The sequence below is a fragment of the Pseudomonas sp. CAU 1711 genome, assembly GCF_039888625.1.
Classification (GTDB): domain Bacteria; phylum Pseudomonadota; class Gammaproteobacteria; order Pseudomonadales; family Pseudomonadaceae; genus Aquipseudomonas.
In genome coordinates, this window is record NZ_JBDQQT010000012.1 from 84301 (window position 1) to 103967 (window position 19667).

14 protein-coding genes are annotated in these 19667 nt (G+C 62.7%); all 14 read left to right on the forward strand.

Going from position 1 to position 19667, the window contains the following annotated elements; translation table 11 throughout:
• Positions 1 to 30: 30 nt before the first annotated feature.
• The 14 genes from flgB (at position 31) to AAFN46_RS14840 (ending at position 19607) form a co-directional block, all read left to right on the forward strand.
• Complete coding sequence (gene flgB / locus AAFN46_RS14775; RefSeq protein ID WP_347809450.1) at positions 31 to 438, forward strand: flagellar basal body rod protein FlgB; 408 nt, start codon at positions 31 to 33, stop codon at positions 436 to 438.
• A gap of 14 nt (positions 439 to 452) precedes the next feature.
• On the forward strand, positions 453 to 896 hold the full coding sequence (flgC, locus tag AAFN46_RS14780) for a flagellar basal body rod protein FlgC (RefSeq protein WP_347809451.1): 444 nt from the start codon (positions 453 to 455) through the stop codon (positions 894 to 896).
• 22 nt (positions 897 to 918) lie between these two features.
• On the forward strand, positions 919 to 1587 hold the full coding sequence (gene flgD, locus AAFN46_RS14785; protein WP_347809452.1) for a flagellar hook assembly protein FlgD: 669 nt from the start codon (positions 919 to 921) through the stop codon (positions 1585 to 1587).
• 45 nt (positions 1588 to 1632) lie between these two features.
• Complete coding sequence (flgE, locus tag AAFN46_RS14790; protein ID WP_347809453.1) at positions 1633 to 2940, forward strand: flagellar hook protein FlgE; 1308 nt, start codon at positions 1633 to 1635, stop codon at positions 2938 to 2940.
• A 196-nt stretch (positions 2941 to 3136) separates the two neighbouring features.
• Entirely contained in the window at positions 3137 to 3880 is a 744-nt protein-coding gene (gene flgF / locus AAFN46_RS14795; protein WP_347809454.1) for a flagellar basal-body rod protein FlgF, read from the forward strand.
• Between the two features lie 46 nt (positions 3881 to 3926).
• A complete protein-coding gene (gene flgG / locus AAFN46_RS14800) occupies positions 3927 to 4712 on the forward strand; it encodes a flagellar basal-body rod protein FlgG (RefSeq protein ID WP_347809455.1) in 786 nt (261 codons plus the stop codon).
• Between the two features lie 58 nt (positions 4713 to 4770).
• Positions 4771 to 5484: a flagellar basal body L-ring protein FlgH gene (flgH, locus tag AAFN46_RS14805; protein ID WP_347809456.1), complete on the forward strand. Its 714-nt coding sequence runs from the start codon at positions 4771 to 4773 to the stop codon at positions 5482 to 5484.
• Positions 5485 to 5576: 92 nt separating this feature from the next.
• Positions 5577 to 6662, forward strand: a complete 1086-nt coding sequence (locus AAFN46_RS14810) for a flagellar basal body P-ring protein FlgI (RefSeq protein ID WP_347809457.1) — start codon at positions 5577 to 5579, stop codon at positions 6660 to 6662.
• An 11-nt stretch (positions 6663 to 6673) separates the two neighbouring features.
• The gene (flgJ, locus tag AAFN46_RS14815; RefSeq protein WP_347809458.1) at positions 6674 to 7813 is read left to right on the forward strand and encodes a flagellar assembly peptidoglycan hydrolase FlgJ; all 1140 of its coding nucleotides are present in this window, start codon (positions 6674 to 6676) and stop codon (positions 7811 to 7813) included.
• 10 nt (positions 7814 to 7823) lie between these two features.
• Complete coding sequence (flgK, locus tag AAFN46_RS14820) at positions 7824 to 9887, forward strand: flagellar hook-associated protein FlgK (RefSeq protein ID WP_347809459.1); 2064 nt, start codon at positions 7824 to 7826, stop codon at positions 9885 to 9887.
• A 14-nt stretch (positions 9888 to 9901) separates the two neighbouring features.
• Complete coding sequence (locus tag AAFN46_RS14825) at positions 9902 to 11581, forward strand: flagellar hook-associated protein 3 (RefSeq protein WP_347809460.1); 1680 nt, start codon at positions 9902 to 9904, stop codon at positions 11579 to 11581.
• A 184-nt stretch (positions 11582 to 11765) separates the two neighbouring features.
• Positions 11766 to 13058 (forward strand): class I SAM-dependent methyltransferase, encoded by a 1293-nt coding sequence (locus tag AAFN46_RS14830; RefSeq protein WP_347809461.1) that lies wholly within the window; start codon positions 11766 to 11768, stop codon positions 13056 to 13058.
• Positions 13055 to 17827 (forward strand): glycosyltransferase, encoded by a 4773-nt coding sequence (locus AAFN46_RS14835; protein WP_347809462.1) that lies wholly within the window; start codon positions 13055 to 13057, stop codon positions 17825 to 17827. Before AAFN46_RS14830 ends, AAFN46_RS14835 begins: the two co-directional genes overlap by 4 nt.
• Before the next feature lie 244 nt (positions 17828 to 18071).
• A complete protein-coding gene (locus AAFN46_RS14840; protein WP_347809463.1) occupies positions 18072 to 19607 on the forward strand; it encodes a flagellin in 1536 nt (511 codons plus the stop codon).
• The last annotated feature ends 60 nt before the right edge of the window (positions 19608 to 19667 follow it).

Below are 19667 nucleotides of genomic sequence, written 5' to 3' on the forward strand. Positions count from 1 at the left end.
CAAGACGCCCATCGGCAGAGGTTCCAGATCATGAGCATCAGCTTCGACAGAGCACTCGGTATCCACGAAGAAGCGCTCGCCTTCCGCGCCCAGCGTGCCGAAGTGCTGGCCAACAACATCGCCAACGCCGATACCCCGCATTACAAGGCCCGCGATCTGGACTTCGCCGCCGTGCTCGCCGAGCAGAGCGAGAGGCAGAGCGGCAAGCGCTTCGCCATGAGCCGCACCGACAGCCAGCACATCGCCGCCGACGGCATCCAGTTGGCCGACCCGGCCCTGCGCTACCGCACCCCGTTCCACCCGTCCATCGACCAGAACAGCGTCGACATGCAGCAGGAACAGGCCAAGTACGCCGAGAACGCGGTGCAGTTCCAGGCCAGTTTCACTCTGCTCAATAGCAAGTTCAAAGGTCTGATCGGCGCCCTGCGCGGCGAATAAGGGAGATCCCAGTCATGTCACTCGCCAGTGTCTTCAACATCGCCGGTACCGGTATGAGCGCCCAGAGCACTCGCCTGAACACCATCTCCAGCAATATCGCCAATGCCGAGACCGTCTCTTCCAGCGTCGAGCAGACCTATCGTGCTCGCCACCCGGTGTTCGCCACCGTCTTCGAGTCGAGCATGAGCGGCGATCGCGGCTCGCTGTTCGCCGATCAGGACCAGGCCGGCCGTGGCGTGCAGGTGCTGGGGGTGGTCGAGGACCAGAGCAGCCTGATGCCGCGCTACGAGCCGAACCACCCGGCGGCCGACGAGAAGGGTTACGTGTACTACCCGAACGTCAACGTAGTCGAGGAAATGGCCGACATGATCTCCGCCAGTCGGGCCTTCCAGACCAACGTGGAAATGATGAACACCGCCAAGCAGATGATGCAGCGCGTGCTGACCCTGGGCCAGTAAGCGGCGAAGAAGGAGCGAGAAAATGAGCGTCAGTGGCGTCAGTTCCGTCCTGGAGCAGTACCAGATCAAGCAGGACACCAGGCAGAGCAAGGATCTCGGCAAGAACGAGTTCCTCGAGCTGCTGGTGGCTCAGCTGAACAACCAGAACCCCCTGGAGCCCCAGGAGAACGGCGAGTTCATCGCCCAGCTGGCGCAGTTCAGTCAGGTCGAAGGCATCGAGAAGCTGAACTCCAGCATGGCGTCGCTGCTCTCCGGCTACCAGTCGTCCCAGGCCCTGCAGGCCTCGTCCCTGGTCGGGCGCAAGGTGATAGTGCCGACCGAGAAGGCGGTGGTGGATACCAGCGAGACCTTCAAGGGCAGCCTGGTCCTGCCGGTCACCAGCAGCAACGTCTACGTCAACGTCTACGACAACGCCGGCAAGGTGGTCAATCGCGTCAACCTGGGCCAGCAGGCCGCCGGCAACGTCAGCTTCATGTGGGACGGCAAGGACTCCAGCGGCAATCTCTTGCCGCCCGGCACCTACAAGTTCGAGGCCCAGGCCACCTACGCCGATGGCACCAAGGGGCTCTACACCCTGTTGCCGGCCAACGTCGACAGCGTGGTGCTCGGGCAGAACGGCGGAGAAATGAAGCTCAACCTGGCGGGCATCGGTAGCGTCCCGCTGTCCCAGGTCCAGATCATCGGTCAGTAACCCCCAGACTTGCAGCGCCGGCAGTAACGGCAGAGGAGTTCATTCATGGCTTTCAATATCGGTCTCAGCGGTCTACGGGCGGCCACCAACGACCTCAACGTCACCGGCAACAACATCGCCAATGCTGGCACCGCGGGCTTCAAGCAGTCGCGTGCCGAGTTCGCCGATGTCTACGCCGCCTCGGTGCTCGGCACAGGCTCTAACGCCCAGGGCAGTGGCGTGCTGCTGGCCGATGTGTCGCAGCTGTTCAACCAGGGCAACATCAACTACACGCAGAACGCCCTGGACCTGGCGATCAACGGCAACGGCTTCTTCGTCACCAGCAACAACGGCGAGATCAGCTACACCCGCGCCGGCTATTTCGGCACCGACCGTGACGGTTACGTGGTGAACAACTTCGGCTACCGCCTGCAGGGTTATGCGGTGGATGCGGCGGGCAATCTGCAGAATGGCATTGTCAACGATATCCAGATTCGCACCGCCGCCCAGGCGCCTAGGGCCACCGAGAACCTGGCGCAGACCTTCAACCTGAACTCGAACAACACGGTGCCGACCACCGTGCCCTTCGATCCGGCCGATCCGACCACCTACAACTCCTCGACCTCGACCAATATCTACGACACCCAGGGCAACGCCCACGTCATGACCCAGTATTTCGTCAAGACGGCGGCCAATACCTGGACCATGAATGTGCTGATCGACGGGCGTAACCCCAATGACCCGACTCTCACCACGCCCTACACGGTCAATATGGCCTTCACCGCGGCGGGGCAGTTGAACACCGCGGCGCTGGCCTCGCCGGACTTCACGGTCAACCCCGACGGCACGCTGGTGCTGACCAACTGGGTGCCGGCCGCGCCGGACAACTCGGTGCCGCCGGTGTGGAGCGCCAACGGCGCCAACGCGGCGGCGGCCGGCATCACCGTCGATATCCGTCAGGCCACCCAGTTCGCCAGCGCCTTCGCCGTCACCTCGGTGAGCCAGGACGGCTACACCACCGGCGAGTTGTCCGGCCTGGAGATCGACGATACCGGGGTGATCTTCGCCCGCTACACCAACGGCCAGTCGTTGATCCAGGGCCAGGTTGTGCTGGCCAGCTTCGCCAACGTGCAGGGCCTTACCCCGATCGGCAAGACCGCCTGGGTGCAGTCCTTCCAGTCCGGTGAGCCGGTCATTGGCACGCCGCGCACCGGCACCCTGGGCGCCCTGCAGGCCGGCGCCCTGGAGGATTCCAACGTCGAGCTGTCCGATCAGTTGGTCAACCTGATCGTCGCCCAGCGCAACTACCAGGCCAACGCCAAGACCATCGAGACCGAGAGCGCCATCACCCAGACCATCATCAATATCCGCTGATGCTTAGCCAAGCCTTGCCGCTGGCGGCAAGGCTTGGCCGGTTGGCTTTCGAGAAAGGCTCCTTCGGGAGTCTTTCTTTCGTATATTTTCTTTTAAATCAGCTAGATAGGATTAAAGAATAGTTTTGGCACGTGGTTTGCTCAACAGCAGGTAACAGATTAATCAGCGGCAAAAAGCCGACCCTGCGGAGCAGACCATGGACAAGATGCTGTACATCTCCATGACCGGCGCCAGCCAGAACACTCTGGCCCAGCGCGCCCACGCCAACAATCTGGCGAATATCTCCACCACCGGCTTTCGTCGCGACTACGAGCAGGCGCGCTCGATGCCGGTGTTCGGCGACAGCTACCCGGCGCGGGTCTATGCCATGACCGAGCGCCCGGCCACCGATTTCACCCCCGGCTCCCTGCAGGAGACCGGCCGCGACCTGGACGTGGCCATCGACGGCCAGGGCTGGATCGCCGTGCAGGCCGCCGATGGCAGCGAGGCCTATGTGCGTACCGCCAGCCTGCAGATCGATGCCCTCGGCCAGCTGCGCACCGGCACCGGTTTGCCGGTGCTGGGCAACGGCGGGCCGATCGCCGTGCCGCCGGAGCAGAAGGTCGAGATCGGCCAGGACGGCACCATCAGTATCCGCGCCCTCGGCGAGGCGCCGAACGTGATGGCCGAGGTGGATCGCATCAAGCTGGTGAATCCGGACCCGAAGACCCTGGAGAAGGGCGGCGACGGCCTGATCCGGGTCAAGGGCGCCAACGAGCCGGCGGCCGCCGACGCCAACGTGCGCCTGACTTCGGGCTTTCTCGAGTCGAGCAACGTCAACGCCGTCGAGGAGATGACCGCGATCCTCTCGCTGTCCCGCCAGTTCGAACTGCACGTGAAGATGATGCGCACCGCCGAAGACGGCGCGGCGGCCATGGCACGGGTCATGCAAATCAGCTAATCACCAACGCGAAGCGCCATGAAACTGGCGTTCGAGGAGAAAGAACATGCTTCCGGCTCTGTGGGTCGCGAAAACCGGTCTGTCCGCCCAGGACATGAACCTGACCACCATTTCCAACAACCTGGCCAACGTCTCGACCACCGGCTTCAAGCGTGATCGCGCCGATTTCGAGGACCTGCTGTACCAGATCCGGCGCCAGCCGGGCGGTCAGTCCAGCCAGGACAGCGAGCTGCCCACCGGCCTGCAGCTGGGTACCGGGGTGCGCATCGCCGGCACCCAGAAGATCTTCACCGCCGGCAGCCTGCAGACCACCGAGCAGCCGCTGGACATGGCGATCAACGGGCGCGGCTTCTTCCAGATCCTGATGCCGGACGGCACCATCGGCTATAGCCGCGACGGCAGCTTCCACCTGGACTCCGACGGCCAGATCGTCACTTCAAGCGGTTTTCCGTTGGAGCCAGCCATAGTCCTGCCGGCTGAGGTGCAGACCTTCACCGTCGGCGAGGACGGCACCGTCTCGGTGACCACCGCCGGCAACCCGGCCGCCCAGGTGATCGGCAATATCCAGACCGCCGACTTCGTCAACCCGGCCGGCCTGCAGGCGATCGGCAACAACCTGTTCCTCGAAACCGCCTCCAGCGGCGCACCGCAGGTCGGTACCCCAGGCCTGACCGGCCTCGGCACCGTGCTGCAGAACACCCTGGAGAACTCCAACGTCAGCGTGGTGGAGGAGCTGGTCAACATGATCACCACCCAGCGTGCCTACGAGATGAACTCCAAGGTGATCTCCACCTCGGACCAGATGCTCTCCTTCATCACGCAGAACCTTTAATACCGCGGGCGCCGTAGGCGCCGGCGGCTAGCGACACGAACGCCGTGAGGTAGTGGTTATGAACCGGCTTATAATTCTTCTCTCCCTGCTGGGCTGCGTGGTCCTGAGCGGCTGCGTGACGCCACCGCCGAAGCCGGACGACCCCTACTACGCCCCGGTGCTGCCGCGCACCCCCCTGCCGGCCGCGCAGAACAACGGCGCCATCTACCAGCCGGGCTTCGAGACCAACCTGTACGACGACCGAAAGGCCTACCGGGTCGGCGACATCATCACCATCACCCTCAGCGAGCGTACCCAGGCGAGCAAGTCGGCCGGCTCCGACATGTCCAAGGACAGTTCGGCCAGCCTCGGCCTGACCTCGCTGTTCGGCGCCACCGTCGGCGTCAACAACCCCAGCTCCGGGCTCAACCCGCTCAATGGCGACGACCTGAACCTGGACGTCGGTTACCGCGGCACCCGCTCGACCGAGGGCGAGAGCGCGGCCAAGCAGAGCAACAGCCTGACCGGCTCCATCACCGTCACCGTGGCCGAGGTGCTGCCCAACGGCATCCTCGCCGTGCGCGGCGAGAAGTGGATGACCCTGAACACCGGCGACGAGCTGGTGCGCATCGCCGGCCTGGTGCGCGCCGACGACATCGCCACCGACAACACGGTGTCCTCGACCCGCATCGCCAACGCGCGGATCACCTACTCGGGTACCGGTGCCTTCGCCGATGCCAGCCAACCGGGTTGGCTGGATCGCTTCTTCCTCAGCCCGCTGTTCCCGTTCTGAGCAGGAGAATGAAGATGAATGTCGTAGGAACGAGCTCTGCTCGCGATCGGGTTGAAGGCAGAAGCTTCGCGAGCAGGGCTCGCTCCTGCGGGGTGCTGCTGCTCAGCCTGCTGCTGAGCTTGCCGGCCCAGGCCGAGCGCCTGAAGGACCTGGCCAGCATCCAGGGCGTGCGCAGCAACCAGCTGATCGGCTACGGCCTGGTGGTCGGCCTCAACGGCACCGGTGACCAGACCACCCAGACGCCTTTCACCCTGCAGACCTTCAACAACATGCTGGCGCAGTTCGGCATCAAGGTGCCGGCGGGCTCCGGCAACGTGCAGTTGAAGAACGTCGCGGCGGTGTCCGTGCATGCCGACCTGCCACCCTTCGCCAAGCCGGGGCAGACCCTGGACGTGACCATCTCCTCGATCGGCAACTCCAAGAGCCTGCGCGGCGGCAGCCTGCTGATGACGCCGCTCAAGGGCATCGACGGCAACGTCTACGCCATTGCCCAGGGCAACCTGGTGGTCGGCGGTTTCGACGCTGGCGGCGCCGATGGTTCGCGGATCACCGTGAACATCCCCTCGGCCGGGCGCATTCCCGCCGGCGCCACGGTCGAGCGCCCGGTGCCCAGCGGTTTCGACCAGGGCAACAGCCTGACGCTGAACCTCAACCGGCCCGACTTCACCACGGCGAAGAACATAGTCGACCAGATCAACGGCCTGCTCGGCCCGGGCGTGGCCCAGGCCATCGACGGCGGCTCGATCCGCGTCAGCGCGCCGCTGGACCCGAACCAGCGCGTCGACTATCTGGCGGTGCTGGAGAACATCGAGATCGAGGCCGGCCAGGCGGCGGCCAAGGTCATCATCAACTCGCGCACCGGCACCATCGTCATCGGCCAGAACGTACGGGTGCAGCCGGCCGCCGTGACCCATGGCAGCCTGACCGTGACCATCACCGAAGACCCCATCGTCAGCCAGCCGGAGGCGCTGTCCGGCGGGCAGACCGCGGTGGTGCCGCGCTCCAGGGTGGATGCCGCGCAGGAGGCCAAGCCGATGTTCAAGTTCGGCCCCGGCACCACCCTGGACGAGATAGTGCGTGCGGTGAACCAGGTGGGCGCCGCGCCTTCCGACCTGATGGCCATCCTCGAGGCGCTCAAGCAAGCCGGCGCCCTGCAGGCCGACCTGATCGTGATCTGACGGAGGCGACCATGAATTCCAGACTCGCAGCCGGCCTCGACAGCGGCGCCTATACCGACCTGAACCGGCTCAACCAGTTCAAGGTCGGCGGTGACAGCGAAGGCAACATCAAGAAGGTCGCCCAGGAATTCGAGTCGCTGTTCCTCAACGAGATGATGAAGGCCATGCGCAAGGCGAACGAGGTGTTCGCCGAAGGCAACTTCATGAACAGCAACGAGAGCAAGACCTACCAGGACATGCACGACCAGCAGCTGGCCGTGACCCTGTCGAAGAACAATGGCGGCATCGGCCTGGCCGCGGTGCTGGAGCGCCAGCTCAGCCAGATCAAGAGCGGGCCGAAACGGGTCAATCCCTTCGCCCAGGTCGAGCCGCCGGCCGCCGGCGCGCGTGCCGGCGCCTTTAAACCGGCGGGCGAGGGCGCTGTGCGCGACGACTCGCAGCTGCTCAACCAGCGCCGCCTGAGCCTGCCGAGCAAGCTCAGCGACCGGTTGCTGGCCGGCATAGTGCCGGCCACGGCCGAGGCTCAACCCTTGGCCGGCAAGGACTGGGTGCCGTTACAGAGCAAGGCGGTGGTCGCCGACCTGGACAACGGCGAGGCCATCGGCGGCCGCCGGGTGGCCCAGCCGCCGCTGGCCAAGGGCAAGTCGGCCTTCGCCTCGGCCGCCGATTTCGTCGCCACCATGCTGCCGCTGGCCGAAGAGGCGGCGCAGAAGATCGGTGTCGACGCCCGCTATCTGGTGGCCCAGGCCGCCCTGGAAACCGGCTGGGGCAAGTCGATCATCCGCCAGTCCGACGGCTCCAGCAGCCACAACCTGTTCGGCATCAAGGCCCATGGCGGCTGGCAGGGCCAGGCCGCACGGGTACTGACCACCGAATACAAGGGCGGCGCGGCGGTGAAGGAAGCGGCGTCGTTTCGGGCCTACGACTCCTATCGGCAGAGTTTCAACGACTACGTGAATTTCCTGCAGGGCAATGGCCGCTATCAAGAAGCGCTGGCGGCGACCGATAACCCGGAGAGCTTCGTGCGCGAGCTGCAGGAGGCCGGTTATGCGACCGACCCCCAGTACGCCCGCAAGATCGTGCAGATCGCCCGGCAGATGCAGACCTATCAGGCCATTGCCGCCGTCGACAGTCCGACCACGAGGACCTGAGAGCTGAACCATGGCTGACCTACTGAGCATTGGCCTGTCGGGCCTCGCCGCGAACAAGACGTCGCTGGCGGTCACCGGCCACAACATCACCAACGTCAACACCCCGGGCTACACCCGGCAGGACACGGTGCAGGCCACGCGCATCCCGCAGTTCAGTGGAGTCGGCTACATAGGCTCGGGCACCACCCTGGTCGACGTGCGGCGCATCTACAACGAGTTCCTCACCACCCAGGTGCGCAGCAGCACGGCGCTGAACAGCGACGTGTCGGCCTACCTGAGCCAGATCAACCAGCTCGACTCGCTGCTGGCCGGCAGCACCACCGGCGTCACCCCCGGCCTGCAGAAGCTGTTCGCCTCCCTGCAGACGGCGGCCGAAGACCCCGCCAATATCCCGGCGCGGCAGCTGGTGCTGTCCGAGGCCGAGGGCCTGGCCAAGCGCTTCAACACCATCTACGACCGTCTCTACGAGCAGAACGCCTTCATCAACAAGCAGCTCTCGGCGGTGACCGACCAGGTCAATCAGCTGGCCACTTCCATAGCCGGCTACAACAACGCCATCGCTGTGGCAGCCGCCAACGGCAAGCAGCCCAACGACCTGCTGGACGCCCGCGACGAGGCGGTGCGCAGGCTCTCCGAGTTCATCGGCGTGACCGTGGTGCCGCAGGACGACAACAGCTACAACCTGTTCATCGGCTCCGGCCAGCCACTGGTGGTGGGCGCCAGCGCCGCGCGCCTGGCGGTGGTGCCGGGCACCGCCGACCCGCTGCGCGCCGAGGTGCAGTTCGTCAGCGGCAATTCACGTCAGGGCATCACCTCGTTAATCACCGGCGGTGAAATGGGCGGGCTGATCCGCTACCGCGAGGATGTGCTGGACGAGTCGCTAAACTCTATCGGGCGCCTGGCGCTGTCCGTCGCCGACCAGATCAACAGCCAGCTGGGGCAGGGTCTGGACCTCAAGGGCAACTTCGGCGAGCCGCTGTTCCGTGCCATCAACGATCCGCTGTTGATCGGCCAGCGCAGCATCGCCCGGGTCGGCAACAGCGACCCGGCGGCCAACCTCAACGTGCTGATCGAGGACACCACGGCACTGAGCACCAGCGACTACGAGGTGGTGTTCACCAGCGCCACCGAGTACACGGTGCGCCGGGTCTCCGACGGCCAGGCGGTGGCCGCCCTGTACGATGACGATGGCGATCCGGACACTCCGCTGGTGGCGGCGCCGACGCCCTATGACATCACCAGCGCCACGCCGCTGGTGTTCGACGGCTTCTCGATGAACGTGGCCTCCGGCACCTTCGCCGCCGGCGACCGCTTCCGCATCATGCCGACCCGCACCGCCGGCAGCGATATCCGCGCCGACCTGAAGAACGCATCGGAGCTGGCCTTCGCCTCGCCGCTCAAGGCCGAGACCAGCCCCGGCAATATCGGCACCGGGGTGATCACCCAGCCCAGCCTGATTACGCGCATCGATATCTACGACTCCGTGGCCCAGGCCGGCATGGAGAACAGCCTGCGCACCACGCCGCCGCTGCGCATCGTGTTCACTTCGGCGACCGGTTACGACGTGGTGGATATCAACGGCGCGGTGCTCAGCAGCAACGTCATAGTGCCGGGGCAGAACAACACTCAGCAGGTCACCGCCGGCACGCCACCCGACGACTTCACCTTCGAGTTCACCCTCAGCGGGCGGCCGACTACCGGCGACAACTTCACCATTTCCTTCAATACCAACGGTGTTTCGGACAACCGCAATGCACTGAAACTGGTGGATCTGCAGAATAAGGCGACGGTCGGCATAGATCCGAACTTCCCGGCCACCACTGGAGCGAGTTTCACCGATGCCTACGGCGATCTGGTGGAGCGGGTCGGCACCCTGACCAGCCAGGCGCGAGTGGATGGCGAGGCGACCGGTGCCATTCTCAAACAGGCCACCGACAACCGCGACTCGGTGTCGGCGGTGAGCCTGGATGAGGAGGCGGCCAAGCTCATTCAATTCGAGCAGTACTACCAGGCATCGGCGCAGATCATTCAAGTCGCCCGTAATTTGTTCGATACCCTGATCAACAGCTTCTAAGCCGGATAGCCACCATGGTCATGCGCATCTCCTCCATCCAAGCCTTCAACAATGGCGTGAGCGGCATCGGGCGCAACTACTCCAGCGTGATCCGTACCCAGGAGCAGATCAGCAGCGGCCTGCGCATCCTCACGCCGGCGGACGACCCGGTGGCCTCGGTGCGCCTGCTGCAGCTGGAGCAGCAGCAGGCAGTGCTGGGCCAGTACAAGGACAATCTGACGGCGGCGAAGAACAGCCTGACCCAGGAAGAAACCACCCTCAACTCGGTCAACACCGTGCTGCAGCGCATCCGCGAGCTGGCCGTCCAGGCCGGTGGCGGCGCCCTGTCGACCGAGGACCGCAAGTCCATTGCCAAGGAGCTGGGTGAGCGCGAGGCGGAGCTGCTCAACCTGATGAACAGCCGCAACGCTCGGGGCGAGTACCTGTTCGCCGGCTTCCTGGGCAAGACCGAGCCGTTCATCCGCAACCCCGACGGTACCTACTCCTATTATGGCGACGAGGGGCAGCGCCGCCTGCAGGTGGCCAGTTCGACCACAGTGGCCATCAACGACAACGGCAAGCGCCTGTTCGAGGACGTGACCAACGCGGACCGCGTGCTGGAGACGGCAGGCGTCAACAATCCCGCATTGGCCGGCCAGGTGCCGCCGCTGCCGGCCACCACGATACCGCCGGTGCCCGCCGCCAATCAGCGCGTGTTCATGTCGCAGGGGCTGGTCGAGGACCAGGACACCTTCAACAGTACCTTCCGTGCCGGCGAACCCTACTCGCTGGTATTTGTCAGCGGCAGGGAGTTCCGCATCTACGACGGTACCGGGGCGGATGTGACCTCGGAGATTCCGGGCGGAGGACAAATAGATCCCCTGGCCAGTGGTGGCAGTACCATCAATTTCCGTGGCATGCGTTTTCAACTGGATGTGGTATTGCAGCCCGGAGACAACGAGCAGGATCTGGACAATCTGCTGGCCAATACCACCACCCCCGGAACACCGGGCATCGGCACCCACAGCTTCACCCTGCAGGCGGCGCCCACCGAATTTGCCGTGACCCGCTCCTCGACCAATGCCTCCACGGCGGTGGTCACCGGCGGTACCATCAGCAACCAGACCACCTTCAACTCGCAGTTCCCCACCTCCGGCGTGGTGCTGCGCTTCACCAGCCCAGCCAACTATGATGTCTATGCCCAGCCGGTCGGCCCTAGCAGCACGCCTATCGGCACTGGCTCGGCGCCGGGGCCGTACCCGGCAAACTTCACCGTGTTCGGGGTCGACTTCAGCCTGAGCGCGGCTGCCGCGGCGGGTGACGAATTCGGTATCAAACCGCAGTTCCAGGAGCAACGCAGCATACTCAACAGTATTTCCCGCTTGCGCCAGGCGCTGGAGTCGTCGCCGACCTCGCCCGTCGGCAATCTGGCGATTCGCGACGAAGTGGCCATCGCCTTGAAGAACCTGGACAACGGCATTGGCCAGGTGCTGGAGGTGCAGACCGAGATCGGCGCGCGTCTCAATTTGATCGAGACCACCGAGATCGATAACGAGGATGTGACCCTGGTCAACAAGGCCGTACAGGCCGATCTGCGCGAGCTGGATTATGCCGAGGCGCTGTCGCGTCTGTCGTTCCAGAGCATCATCCTCGAGGCGGCGCAGCAGAGTTACGTGAAGATTGCCGGGCTCAACCTGTTTAACCAGTTGCGTTGAGTCAGAGTAATACCCCCGCGACACCTATTGGCCTGTGTTTTGCTCATCCACTTGAGATGTCATGAGTTTGACGCCGAGGGGGGCTGTAGCACCGGGATTCCCCTTTGGTGCTTTTACAGGCAAACATGATGGTCTATGTCCTAGCCTGGTACGACTCGGACGGGCCTACACAGGGGATGCTGAAGTGAGTCAACACAAAGACGCTAGGAGCTTGGGGGGGGCGGCAGGCAGTGATCTCATCCGCTGGAAGACCAATGCCTGGCAGGACCCCAACATGGTGGCCTGGTATTCCGGGCGGATGTGCGAGAACACCACTACCAATCAACTGAAGCATGCGCTGGAAATCGACATCATCCAGCGCCATGTCTGTGGCCGCGAGATTCTCGACATCGGCACCGGCACCGGGCGTGCCGCATTGGCCCTGCTGCAGCAGGGCTACCAGGTGACCGGCGTTGACAGTTCCCAAGCAATGCTAGATGAGACGCGGCGCCTGGCCGGCGCGCGGCCGATCACTCTGAAGCTTGGCGATATCCTCGCTCTGCCATGCGGGGATGGGAGTTTCGACTCTGCTGTGGCCCTCAACGTGATGGTGCACTTTCCCAACTGGCGCGAGGCACTGCAGGAGTGGCGCAGAGTGGTTCGTCCCGGAGGGCGGCTGCTCTTTGACATCCACTCCAGTGATCATATTCGTCTGGCTTATGGCGAGAGCCGTGAGAACTGGCCGGATGCATTACGCAAGACGGCGGACTGCGCGGATTTTGCCAACTACATGGCGCGCCTGAGCGTGGCGGAGTTGGTCGAGCATGCCGACGCGCAAGGTTTGACCGTGCATGCGCTTGTACCTTACGGAGCCTTCCTGGGCGGAGGTAATATCAACTGGCTACTGTATGAGGCACTGGAGCGAACGCATAAGTGGAAGCGTGTTCTGTCCTGGTTCGCTGCCGATGCCGGGTTGGTGGCGCTGGGGCTGTTCCTGGAGCGGCAGTTGATCGCGCGACTCTCGCCGTGCCTGGCGGGGCGCCTTTTCGTGGTGTTGGAGAACCGTGCCGACCCTGCGGCCAATGCGCGCTTCGCGCAACAGATGGCGGAGAGCGAGGCTGCCTTGTCGAAACGCTCGTTTGGGGCTCTGCAATCCTGGTTGCAGCTCCCCGTCGCGGAGCTCGCCGCGGAGCTGGGGCAGCTGTTGCAACCCATGCGGGCGCGTCATTTCTTTTTCTGCCTGTACGACGCATTGTTGGCGCGCCTTCCGGACTACGACTTTGCCGGGCTTTTATTGCCTGAGCTTGAGGAGCAGTTTCAGGCTTGGCGCTCCCAGCGCCAGGCCGACCGGCGCGCAACTGTCATTTCCCGGCAGTGGGCTGCGGCCTGTGCGCAACGCTACAGCCACGGCGTGGACATCAGCCAGGGCAGCGAGTACCTATTGGTTGAGGCGATCTTGAGCGACTACTTTGGACTATTCACCGGGGAGCGCACATGAAAGCGCCGGCCATCATCAGCCTGCTCTGGGCCCAGCACGCCGAGGCCTTGCGACTGTTTGTGCGTGAACGCGGCACATTGACGATTCTCACCGTCCGCACCCAGATTACCCAGGGGTTACTCGACATTGCCAACGAGGCAGGGTGTCGTGTGCTGGCCCTGGAGGAGTTGATTGAGGGGCAGGGTGCTGCGCACTCGCAGCAGCAGGCCTCGCAGTTTTGCGCCGATTTTGCTGAGTACCTTGCCGGCCCGCTGTGGCCGCCAGCGCTGTCGGGGGAGGACAAGCAGCGTTTACGGCCATTGATCGAGCGACGGTTGCAACAGGATCTGCCATCTGCGCTCGGTCTTCTGGAAGCGTGCGAGCGAGCGCGAGAGCAGTTTCAAATCGAACTGCTGGTGGTCAGCGAGGATGTGATGCTGATGGGCAAGACGGTTTCGCTCTGGGCCCGACAGCAGCGTATCCCCTCGTTGCAGCTGGCGCACTCGATTGCGCTGCATGAGCCCTACACCGTACACAGCGCGCTGCATACGGATGTACTGGCGGTATACGGTGAGCGCGGTCTTGAAGGTTATCGGGATCTAGGGATTGACCCGGCACGCCTGCATGTGACTGGCAACCCCGCCTGGGATGGCTACGCCCAGTTGCGCGGGCAGCGCGGGCAGGCGTGTGCGGTGTTGCGCAATAAGCATCAGATGCAGTCCGAGGTGCCGTTGGTGGTGTTCGGGACGACCTGGGCGGCCAATCTTACGGCACATTGCAATGAGTCGATCTACGGCGACAGCCTGCTGGCTTTCATCGCGGCCTGCGAAAATCTGCGTCAGGCAGGCTTGCAGTTTTATGCCGTGATCAAGGATCGCCCCTCCAATCAGCATTTTGGCGCACAACGATGCATAGAGCTGTTGCATGAGTTGGGTGCAAGTGACGAGCTCTATTTCTATACCGCTGAAGATACCCAGTTATGGGCGGTTGCCGCTGATGTGCTGGTGGCGGTGGACTCCAATTACAGCGTTGAGGCCATGCTGGCGGGCACGGCGACGATCAACTTGTTGAATATCGGGGGCATGCTTCTCGGTCCGAGCTTTGAGGCTGAGAGCGGTGTGGTTGAGGCCGAGGCACGGGATCTCGCTGCTGCCATCCATCGCCTGCTGACCGACGATGCCTTTCGCGGGCGTCAACTTGAGGCCATGCGCCTGCGTGCTCCCTACTACAACTTGGGGGTTGATGGTCATGCGGCTCAGCGTGTGGCCAAGCTCATGCTTGAACTGGCTGGGCCACGGGAGGCTCGGCGATACGTTTGGCAGGAGTATCTGGATGTCGAGCACACCGAGGTTGAGGTTGCCTATCACGATACTGCCCGCAGCCCGTTGATAGAGGCGTTCGCCAAAGCGCCAAGTTTCGTGCTGGATATTGGTTGTGCGGCAGGTGCCAATGGTCAACTGCTCAAGCAGCGCTTTCCAGAAGCCAAGGTGTGGGGCATGGAGATCAACCAGGCCGCAGCCAAGCAAGCGGCGAGCAAGCTTGATCATGTGCTGGTTGGCAAGTTCGAGGAGTTCGACCTAGAGGCCGAGGGCATCGCCAAAGGTGCACTGGATGGGGTCATCCTGGCCGATGTGCTGGAGCACATGTACAACCCGTGGGCGGTGCTGACCGAGCTCAAACCCTTCTTGAGTAGGGATGCGCAAATCATCATCTCGATTCCCAATGTGCGCAATTTGCGCCTGATGAGTGCCTTGAGCGACGGCTATTGGGAGTATGAGCCAGCGGGGTTGCTGGACATCACGCATATCCGTTTCTTCACGCTTACAGAGTTTCGCAGGGTGTTGTTCGAGACGGGCTATCACCTGCAGACCCTGCAATATTCCCTGGATGCGCAGCTGCAGGATATCTATGCCCAGCACAGGGAGAAATCTTCAGTCAGTCTGCGCGCGGGGCGGATGACGCTGCATGATTTGACCCAGGAGGACTTGTCCGAGCTGTGTGCGCTGCAGTTCATCATGCGTGTGGGGGTCGACTCGAAGACTGAAGACCTGCTGGGGCGCTACGCTCAAGGAGCGGTGGCAGTCCCGGCGAGCGTGGACGCGGGGCGTGAGCTGAGCAACTCTGAGCGGCTCAAGCGTTGGGTGGCAGCTCGGGTGCCGAGCGAGCTGCAGCTTCGGCAAATCAATGAGTACCTGCAACAACATGCAGGGGGGCCGCTGTTCGGTATCGTGATCCTCGATCTTCAGGGAGATGCAGAGCGCCTGACCCGCACCATTCGCAGCCTGGGGCTGGATCGCAACGCCTATGCCACCCTGAAGATGCGAGTCCTTTCGGTGGCTGCGGTGCCTGCCAGTCACCCGGACAACAAGCTGCATTTCATCCAGATTGACGGCTGCGATTATGTGGCAGCGCTTAATCAGGCTATCCGGGACTTCGCTGTCGACTGGTTCATGCTGGTCGACGCAGGCGATGAGTTCTGCGCGAGTGGCTTGATGGTCGCGGCGCTTGAGTTGACTCAGGCGCCGCAGTGCCGGGCCATTTTCGCCGACGAGCTACAGCGTCAAGCCGATGGCGAGCTGGGGGGGGCATTCCGTCCTGCTCTCAATCTGGATCTATTGCTGAGCTTTCCTCGCGCCATGTCCAAGCACTGGCTATTGCGCCGTGAAGTGTTCATTGATCTGGGTGGTTACGATGCGGCCTATCCCGAGGCGATTGAGCTCGATCTGGTGCTACGTCTGATCGAAAAAGGAGGGTTGGCGGGCATTGGTCATGTCGCCGAGCCGCTGCTTTACACCGATGCGCCGGCTTTGCAGGAGAATCCTGGTGAGCAGGCTGCCATACAGAGGCACCTGACCGCTCGTGGCTATACCGCAGAGGTAATCTCGCATCTGCCGGCCCGTTACAGAATTCGCTACGGGCACCCGGACAAGCCGCTGGTATCGATCATCATTCCGACCAAGGACCAACTGCCCATTCTTCAGCGCTGCGTGGAGAGCCTCCTGGAGAAGACCTCTTACAGTCGCTATGAGTTGTTGATCGTCGATAACGCCAGCCAGACGTCAGAGGCCAAAGCCTGGCTGGAGGCGGTGGAGCATATGGGCGAAGACAAGGTCAGGGTGCTGCGTTACCCCCATCCATTCAATTACTCCGCGATCAACAACATGGCCGTGAGCGCTGCCCGGGGCGAGTACCTGGTGCTGCTGAACAATGATACGGCCATTATCAGTGAAGCCTGGCTAGATGAGTTGCTCAACCATGCCTTACGGCCCGAGGTCGGCATCGTGGGCGCCAAGCTGCTCTATCCAGACGGCAAGGTGCAGCATGCCGGGGTCGTCCTGGGATTGCGTGGCCCGGCGGATCACCCCTTCATCGATGAGCCGATCGACGCCCCCGGTTACATGCAGCGCTTGCAGGTCGAGCAGGACTACAGTGCGGTGACGGCCGCCTGCCTAATGATTCGCAAGTCCATATATGAGCAGGTGGGCGGGCTCGATGAGGATCGTTTCAAGGTTTCCTACAACGATGTCGACTTGTGCCTGAAGGTGCGTGAGGCAGGCTACTTGATTGTATGGACCCCGCACTCTGTGGTGATGCATGAGGGAAGTGTCAGTCAGCGACGCATTGACCCGAAGGCGCAGGAGGAGAAGCGTAGGCGTTTCGTCGAGGAGCAGGATGCCATGTATGCGAAGTGGCTGCCTGCATTGGCCAATGACCCAGCCTATAACCGCAATCTCTCGCTCAATGGCCGAGGCTTCGAGTTGGAGCCCGATGTCCAGTTGAGCTGGCGCCCACTTACCTGGCGGCCGCTCCCGGTGATACTGGCGCACCCGGCAGATCCTTGGGGATGTGGTAATTATCGGGTGATCCAGCCATTCCAGGCCTTGCGCGAGCGCGGAAACGTCGACGGTATGTTGTCGCCGGGGCTCCTGCAGGTGGTCGATCTTGAGCGCTATGACCCGGATGTGATTGTGCTGCAGCGGCAGATCGGCGATGAGCGTCTAGAGGCAATGCGGCGCATCAAGGCTTTTTCGAGAGCCTTCAAGCTCTATGAGCTGGATGATTACCTGCCGAACCTGCCGATGAAAAGCATCCACCGCGAGCATATGCCTAAGGACGTGCTGCGCTCGCTGCGTCGAGGTCTTGGCTATGTGGATCGGTTTGTCGTCTCCACCGAGGCGCTTGCCGAGGCGCTAGAGGGGCTGCATGCGGAGATTCATGTGGTGCACAACCGCTTGCCGACGCAGTGGTGGGGTGGGCTTGTCAGTCGACGTCGGCGTGGCAGCAAACCACGTGTCGGCTGGGCCGGAGGTGGCAGTCATACTGGGGACTTACAGCTCATCATCGATGTGGTCAAGGAGCTTTGCGCCGAGGTGGACTGGGTCTTCTTTGGCATGTGTCCTCCGGAGTTGGCGCCTTATGTAAAGGAAAACATCCCCGGGGTCGATATCGAGCTGTATCCCCAAGCCCTGGCCCGGCTCGACCTCGACCTGGCCATCGCACCGGTGGAGCAGAATCTGTTCAACGAGTGCAAGAGCAACCTGCGCCTGCTGGAATATGGCGCCTGTGGCTTTCCGGTGGTATGCAGCGATGTGCGTTGTTATCGCGGCGATCTGCCGGTGACGCGGGTGAAAAATCGCTTCAAGGAGTGGGTTGAGGCCATCCGCATGCATATCCACGACCTGGATGCTACTGCGAAGCTCGGCGATGAGTTGCGTCAGCGGGTGCTAAGCGAATGGATGCTGGAGGGAGAGAATCTGGAGCTATGGAGGCAGGCTTGGCTGCCGAAATAGTCTGAGTGGGGTGACCTGCCTCCGACGGTAATCCGGCAATTCGTTTGCTGTAACAAGGAAATCAGATGCAAGTCTCTGTTTTTTAAAAGAGAAAAAAATCAATGGAAACTCGAAAAAAAGCCTAAAGGTCCCTCCCAATACGCCGATATAAAGACCGAATGCGAACTCTCTGGGCGTCTGAGCATGCAGGCCCGAGCTCGCAAGCTCAGACAAACGGTTCAAAAGGTCATTCGGAGGTAACACCATGGCCCTGACAGTCAACACTAACGTTGCGTCTCTCAACACTCAGCGTAACCTGAACACCTCGTCCAAGGGTCTGGATACCTCTCTCCAGCGCCTGTCCACCGGTTTCCGCATCAACAGTGCGAAGGATGACGCGGCTGGTCTGCAAATCTCCAACCGCCTGACCAGCCAAATCAATGGTCTGAACGTCGCGGTACGCAACTCCAACGACGGTATCTCTCTGGCGCAGACCGCTGAAGGTGCCCTGCAGCAGTCCACCGGTATTCTGCAGCGTATGCGCGATCTGGCGCTGCAGTCTGCCAATGGCTCCAACGGCGCTACCGAGCGTGCAGCTCTGCAGGGTGAAGTCGCCCAGCTGCAGCAGGAGCTTGATCGTATCGCCGAAACCACCAGTTTCGGTGGGCGCAAGATTCTCGATGGCACCTTCGGTTCGCAGAGTTTCCAGGTTGGCGCCAATGCCTACGAGACCATCAGTGTTTCCATCGGCTCCGCAGATGCCAGTCGTATCGGTGTTAGCCGTTACGATACCAGCGGCTCCGCGACCGTGTCGGGTGCCGACTTCGCCGCGCTGACCGCCAGTGGCGGTGTTCCGGGCTATGGTGGCACCAGCGGCACTATCGTCGGCAAGTTGGGTACCGCCGCATTCACCTACAACACCACTTCTGGTGCTGCCGTCAGTGCCCGTGATGTGTCCAATGCGATCAACGCGGTATCGGATACCACCGGCGTTACCGCGACTGCTCGTACCGAAGCCACCCTGGGCGGTATTACCTCGGGTACTGTTGCCTTCACGCTGTACGGCTCGAACGACTCTTCGGCCAGTGCCGGCGTCTCGATCTCTGCCAATATCACCAACTCCAACGAGCTCGGTGCCCTGGTTGACGCGATCAACAAGGAGAGTGGCACTACCGGCGTCACCGCGACACTTTCCAATACCAGTGGCGAGGTCGAGCTGCTCAGTGAGCGTGGTGAGTCCATCATCCTGACCAACTTTACCAATGGTGACGGAGCCACCAGTGGCACTCTGGTCTCGCGTCAGTTCGCCGACCTGGATGGAAACGGTGTCTTCGATAATATCGGTGCTTCGGTATCGTTCTCTGGTGCGGGTGCTGGCGCGGCGCGTGCCGATGGTGTGGTGCGCATGGAGTCGGCAGATCCCTTCCAGATCACTGGCGTCAATGCGGATTTGAACCCGGTAACAGGTAGTGCCTTCAGTACCCTGGTGGATGTGGCGAGTGTCGATATCAGTACGGCCAAGGGGGCGCAGGATGCAATCGGGGTGATCGCGGGGGCGATTGCCAACATCGACAGCCAGCGAGCCCAGCTCGGTGCCGTGCAGAACCGCTTCGAGAACACCATCTCGAACCTGCAGAACATCGCCGAGAACGCCTCCGCTGCCCGTAGCCGGATCCGCGACACCGACTTTGCTGCCGAAACCTCGGAGCTGACCAAGAATCAGATCCTGCAGCAGGCCGGTACCGCCATCCTGGCTCAGGCCAACCAGCTGCCGCAGGCTGTGCTCAGCCTGCTCGGCTAAGGTCGGAAGCGCTAGACTGCGGGGAGAAGGGCTTGGCTCTTCTCCCCGCTACCTCTTTGT

Coding starts and splice junctions, on each gene's coding strand:
- flgB (WP_347809450.1), top strand. CDS start 31: ATGAGCATCAGCTTCGACAGAGCACTCGGTATCCACGAAGAAGCGCTC.
- flgC (WP_347809451.1), top strand. CDS start 453: ATGTCACTCGCCAGTGTCTTCAACATCGCCGGTACCGGTATGAGCGCC.
- flgD (WP_347809452.1), top strand. CDS start 919: ATGAGCGTCAGTGGCGTCAGTTCCGTCCTGGAGCAGTACCAGATCAAG.
- flgE (WP_347809453.1), top strand. CDS start 1,633: ATGGCTTTCAATATCGGTCTCAGCGGTCTACGGGCGGCCACCAACGAC.
- flgF (WP_347809454.1), top strand. CDS start 3,137: ATGGACAAGATGCTGTACATCTCCATGACCGGCGCCAGCCAGAACACT.
- flgG (WP_347809455.1), top strand. CDS start 3,927: ATGCTTCCGGCTCTGTGGGTCGCGAAAACCGGTCTGTCCGCCCAGGAC.
- flgH (WP_347809456.1), top strand. CDS start 4,771: ATGAACCGGCTTATAATTCTTCTCTCCCTGCTGGGCTGCGTGGTCCTG.
- flgJ (WP_347809458.1), top strand. CDS start 6,674: ATGAATTCCAGACTCGCAGCCGGCCTCGACAGCGGCGCCTATACCGAC.
- flgK (WP_347809459.1), top strand. CDS start 7,824: ATGGCTGACCTACTGAGCATTGGCCTGTCGGGCCTCGCCGCGAACAAG.
- AAFN46_RS14825 (WP_347809460.1), top strand. CDS start 9,902: ATGGTCATGCGCATCTCCTCCATCCAAGCCTTCAACAATGGCGTGAGC.
- AAFN46_RS14835 (WP_347809462.1), top strand. CDS start 13,055: ATGAAAGCGCCGGCCATCATCAGCCTGCTCTGGGCCCAGCACGCCGAG.
- AAFN46_RS14840 (WP_347809463.1), top strand. CDS start 18,072: ATGGCCCTGACAGTCAACACTAACGTTGCGTCTCTCAACACTCAGCGT.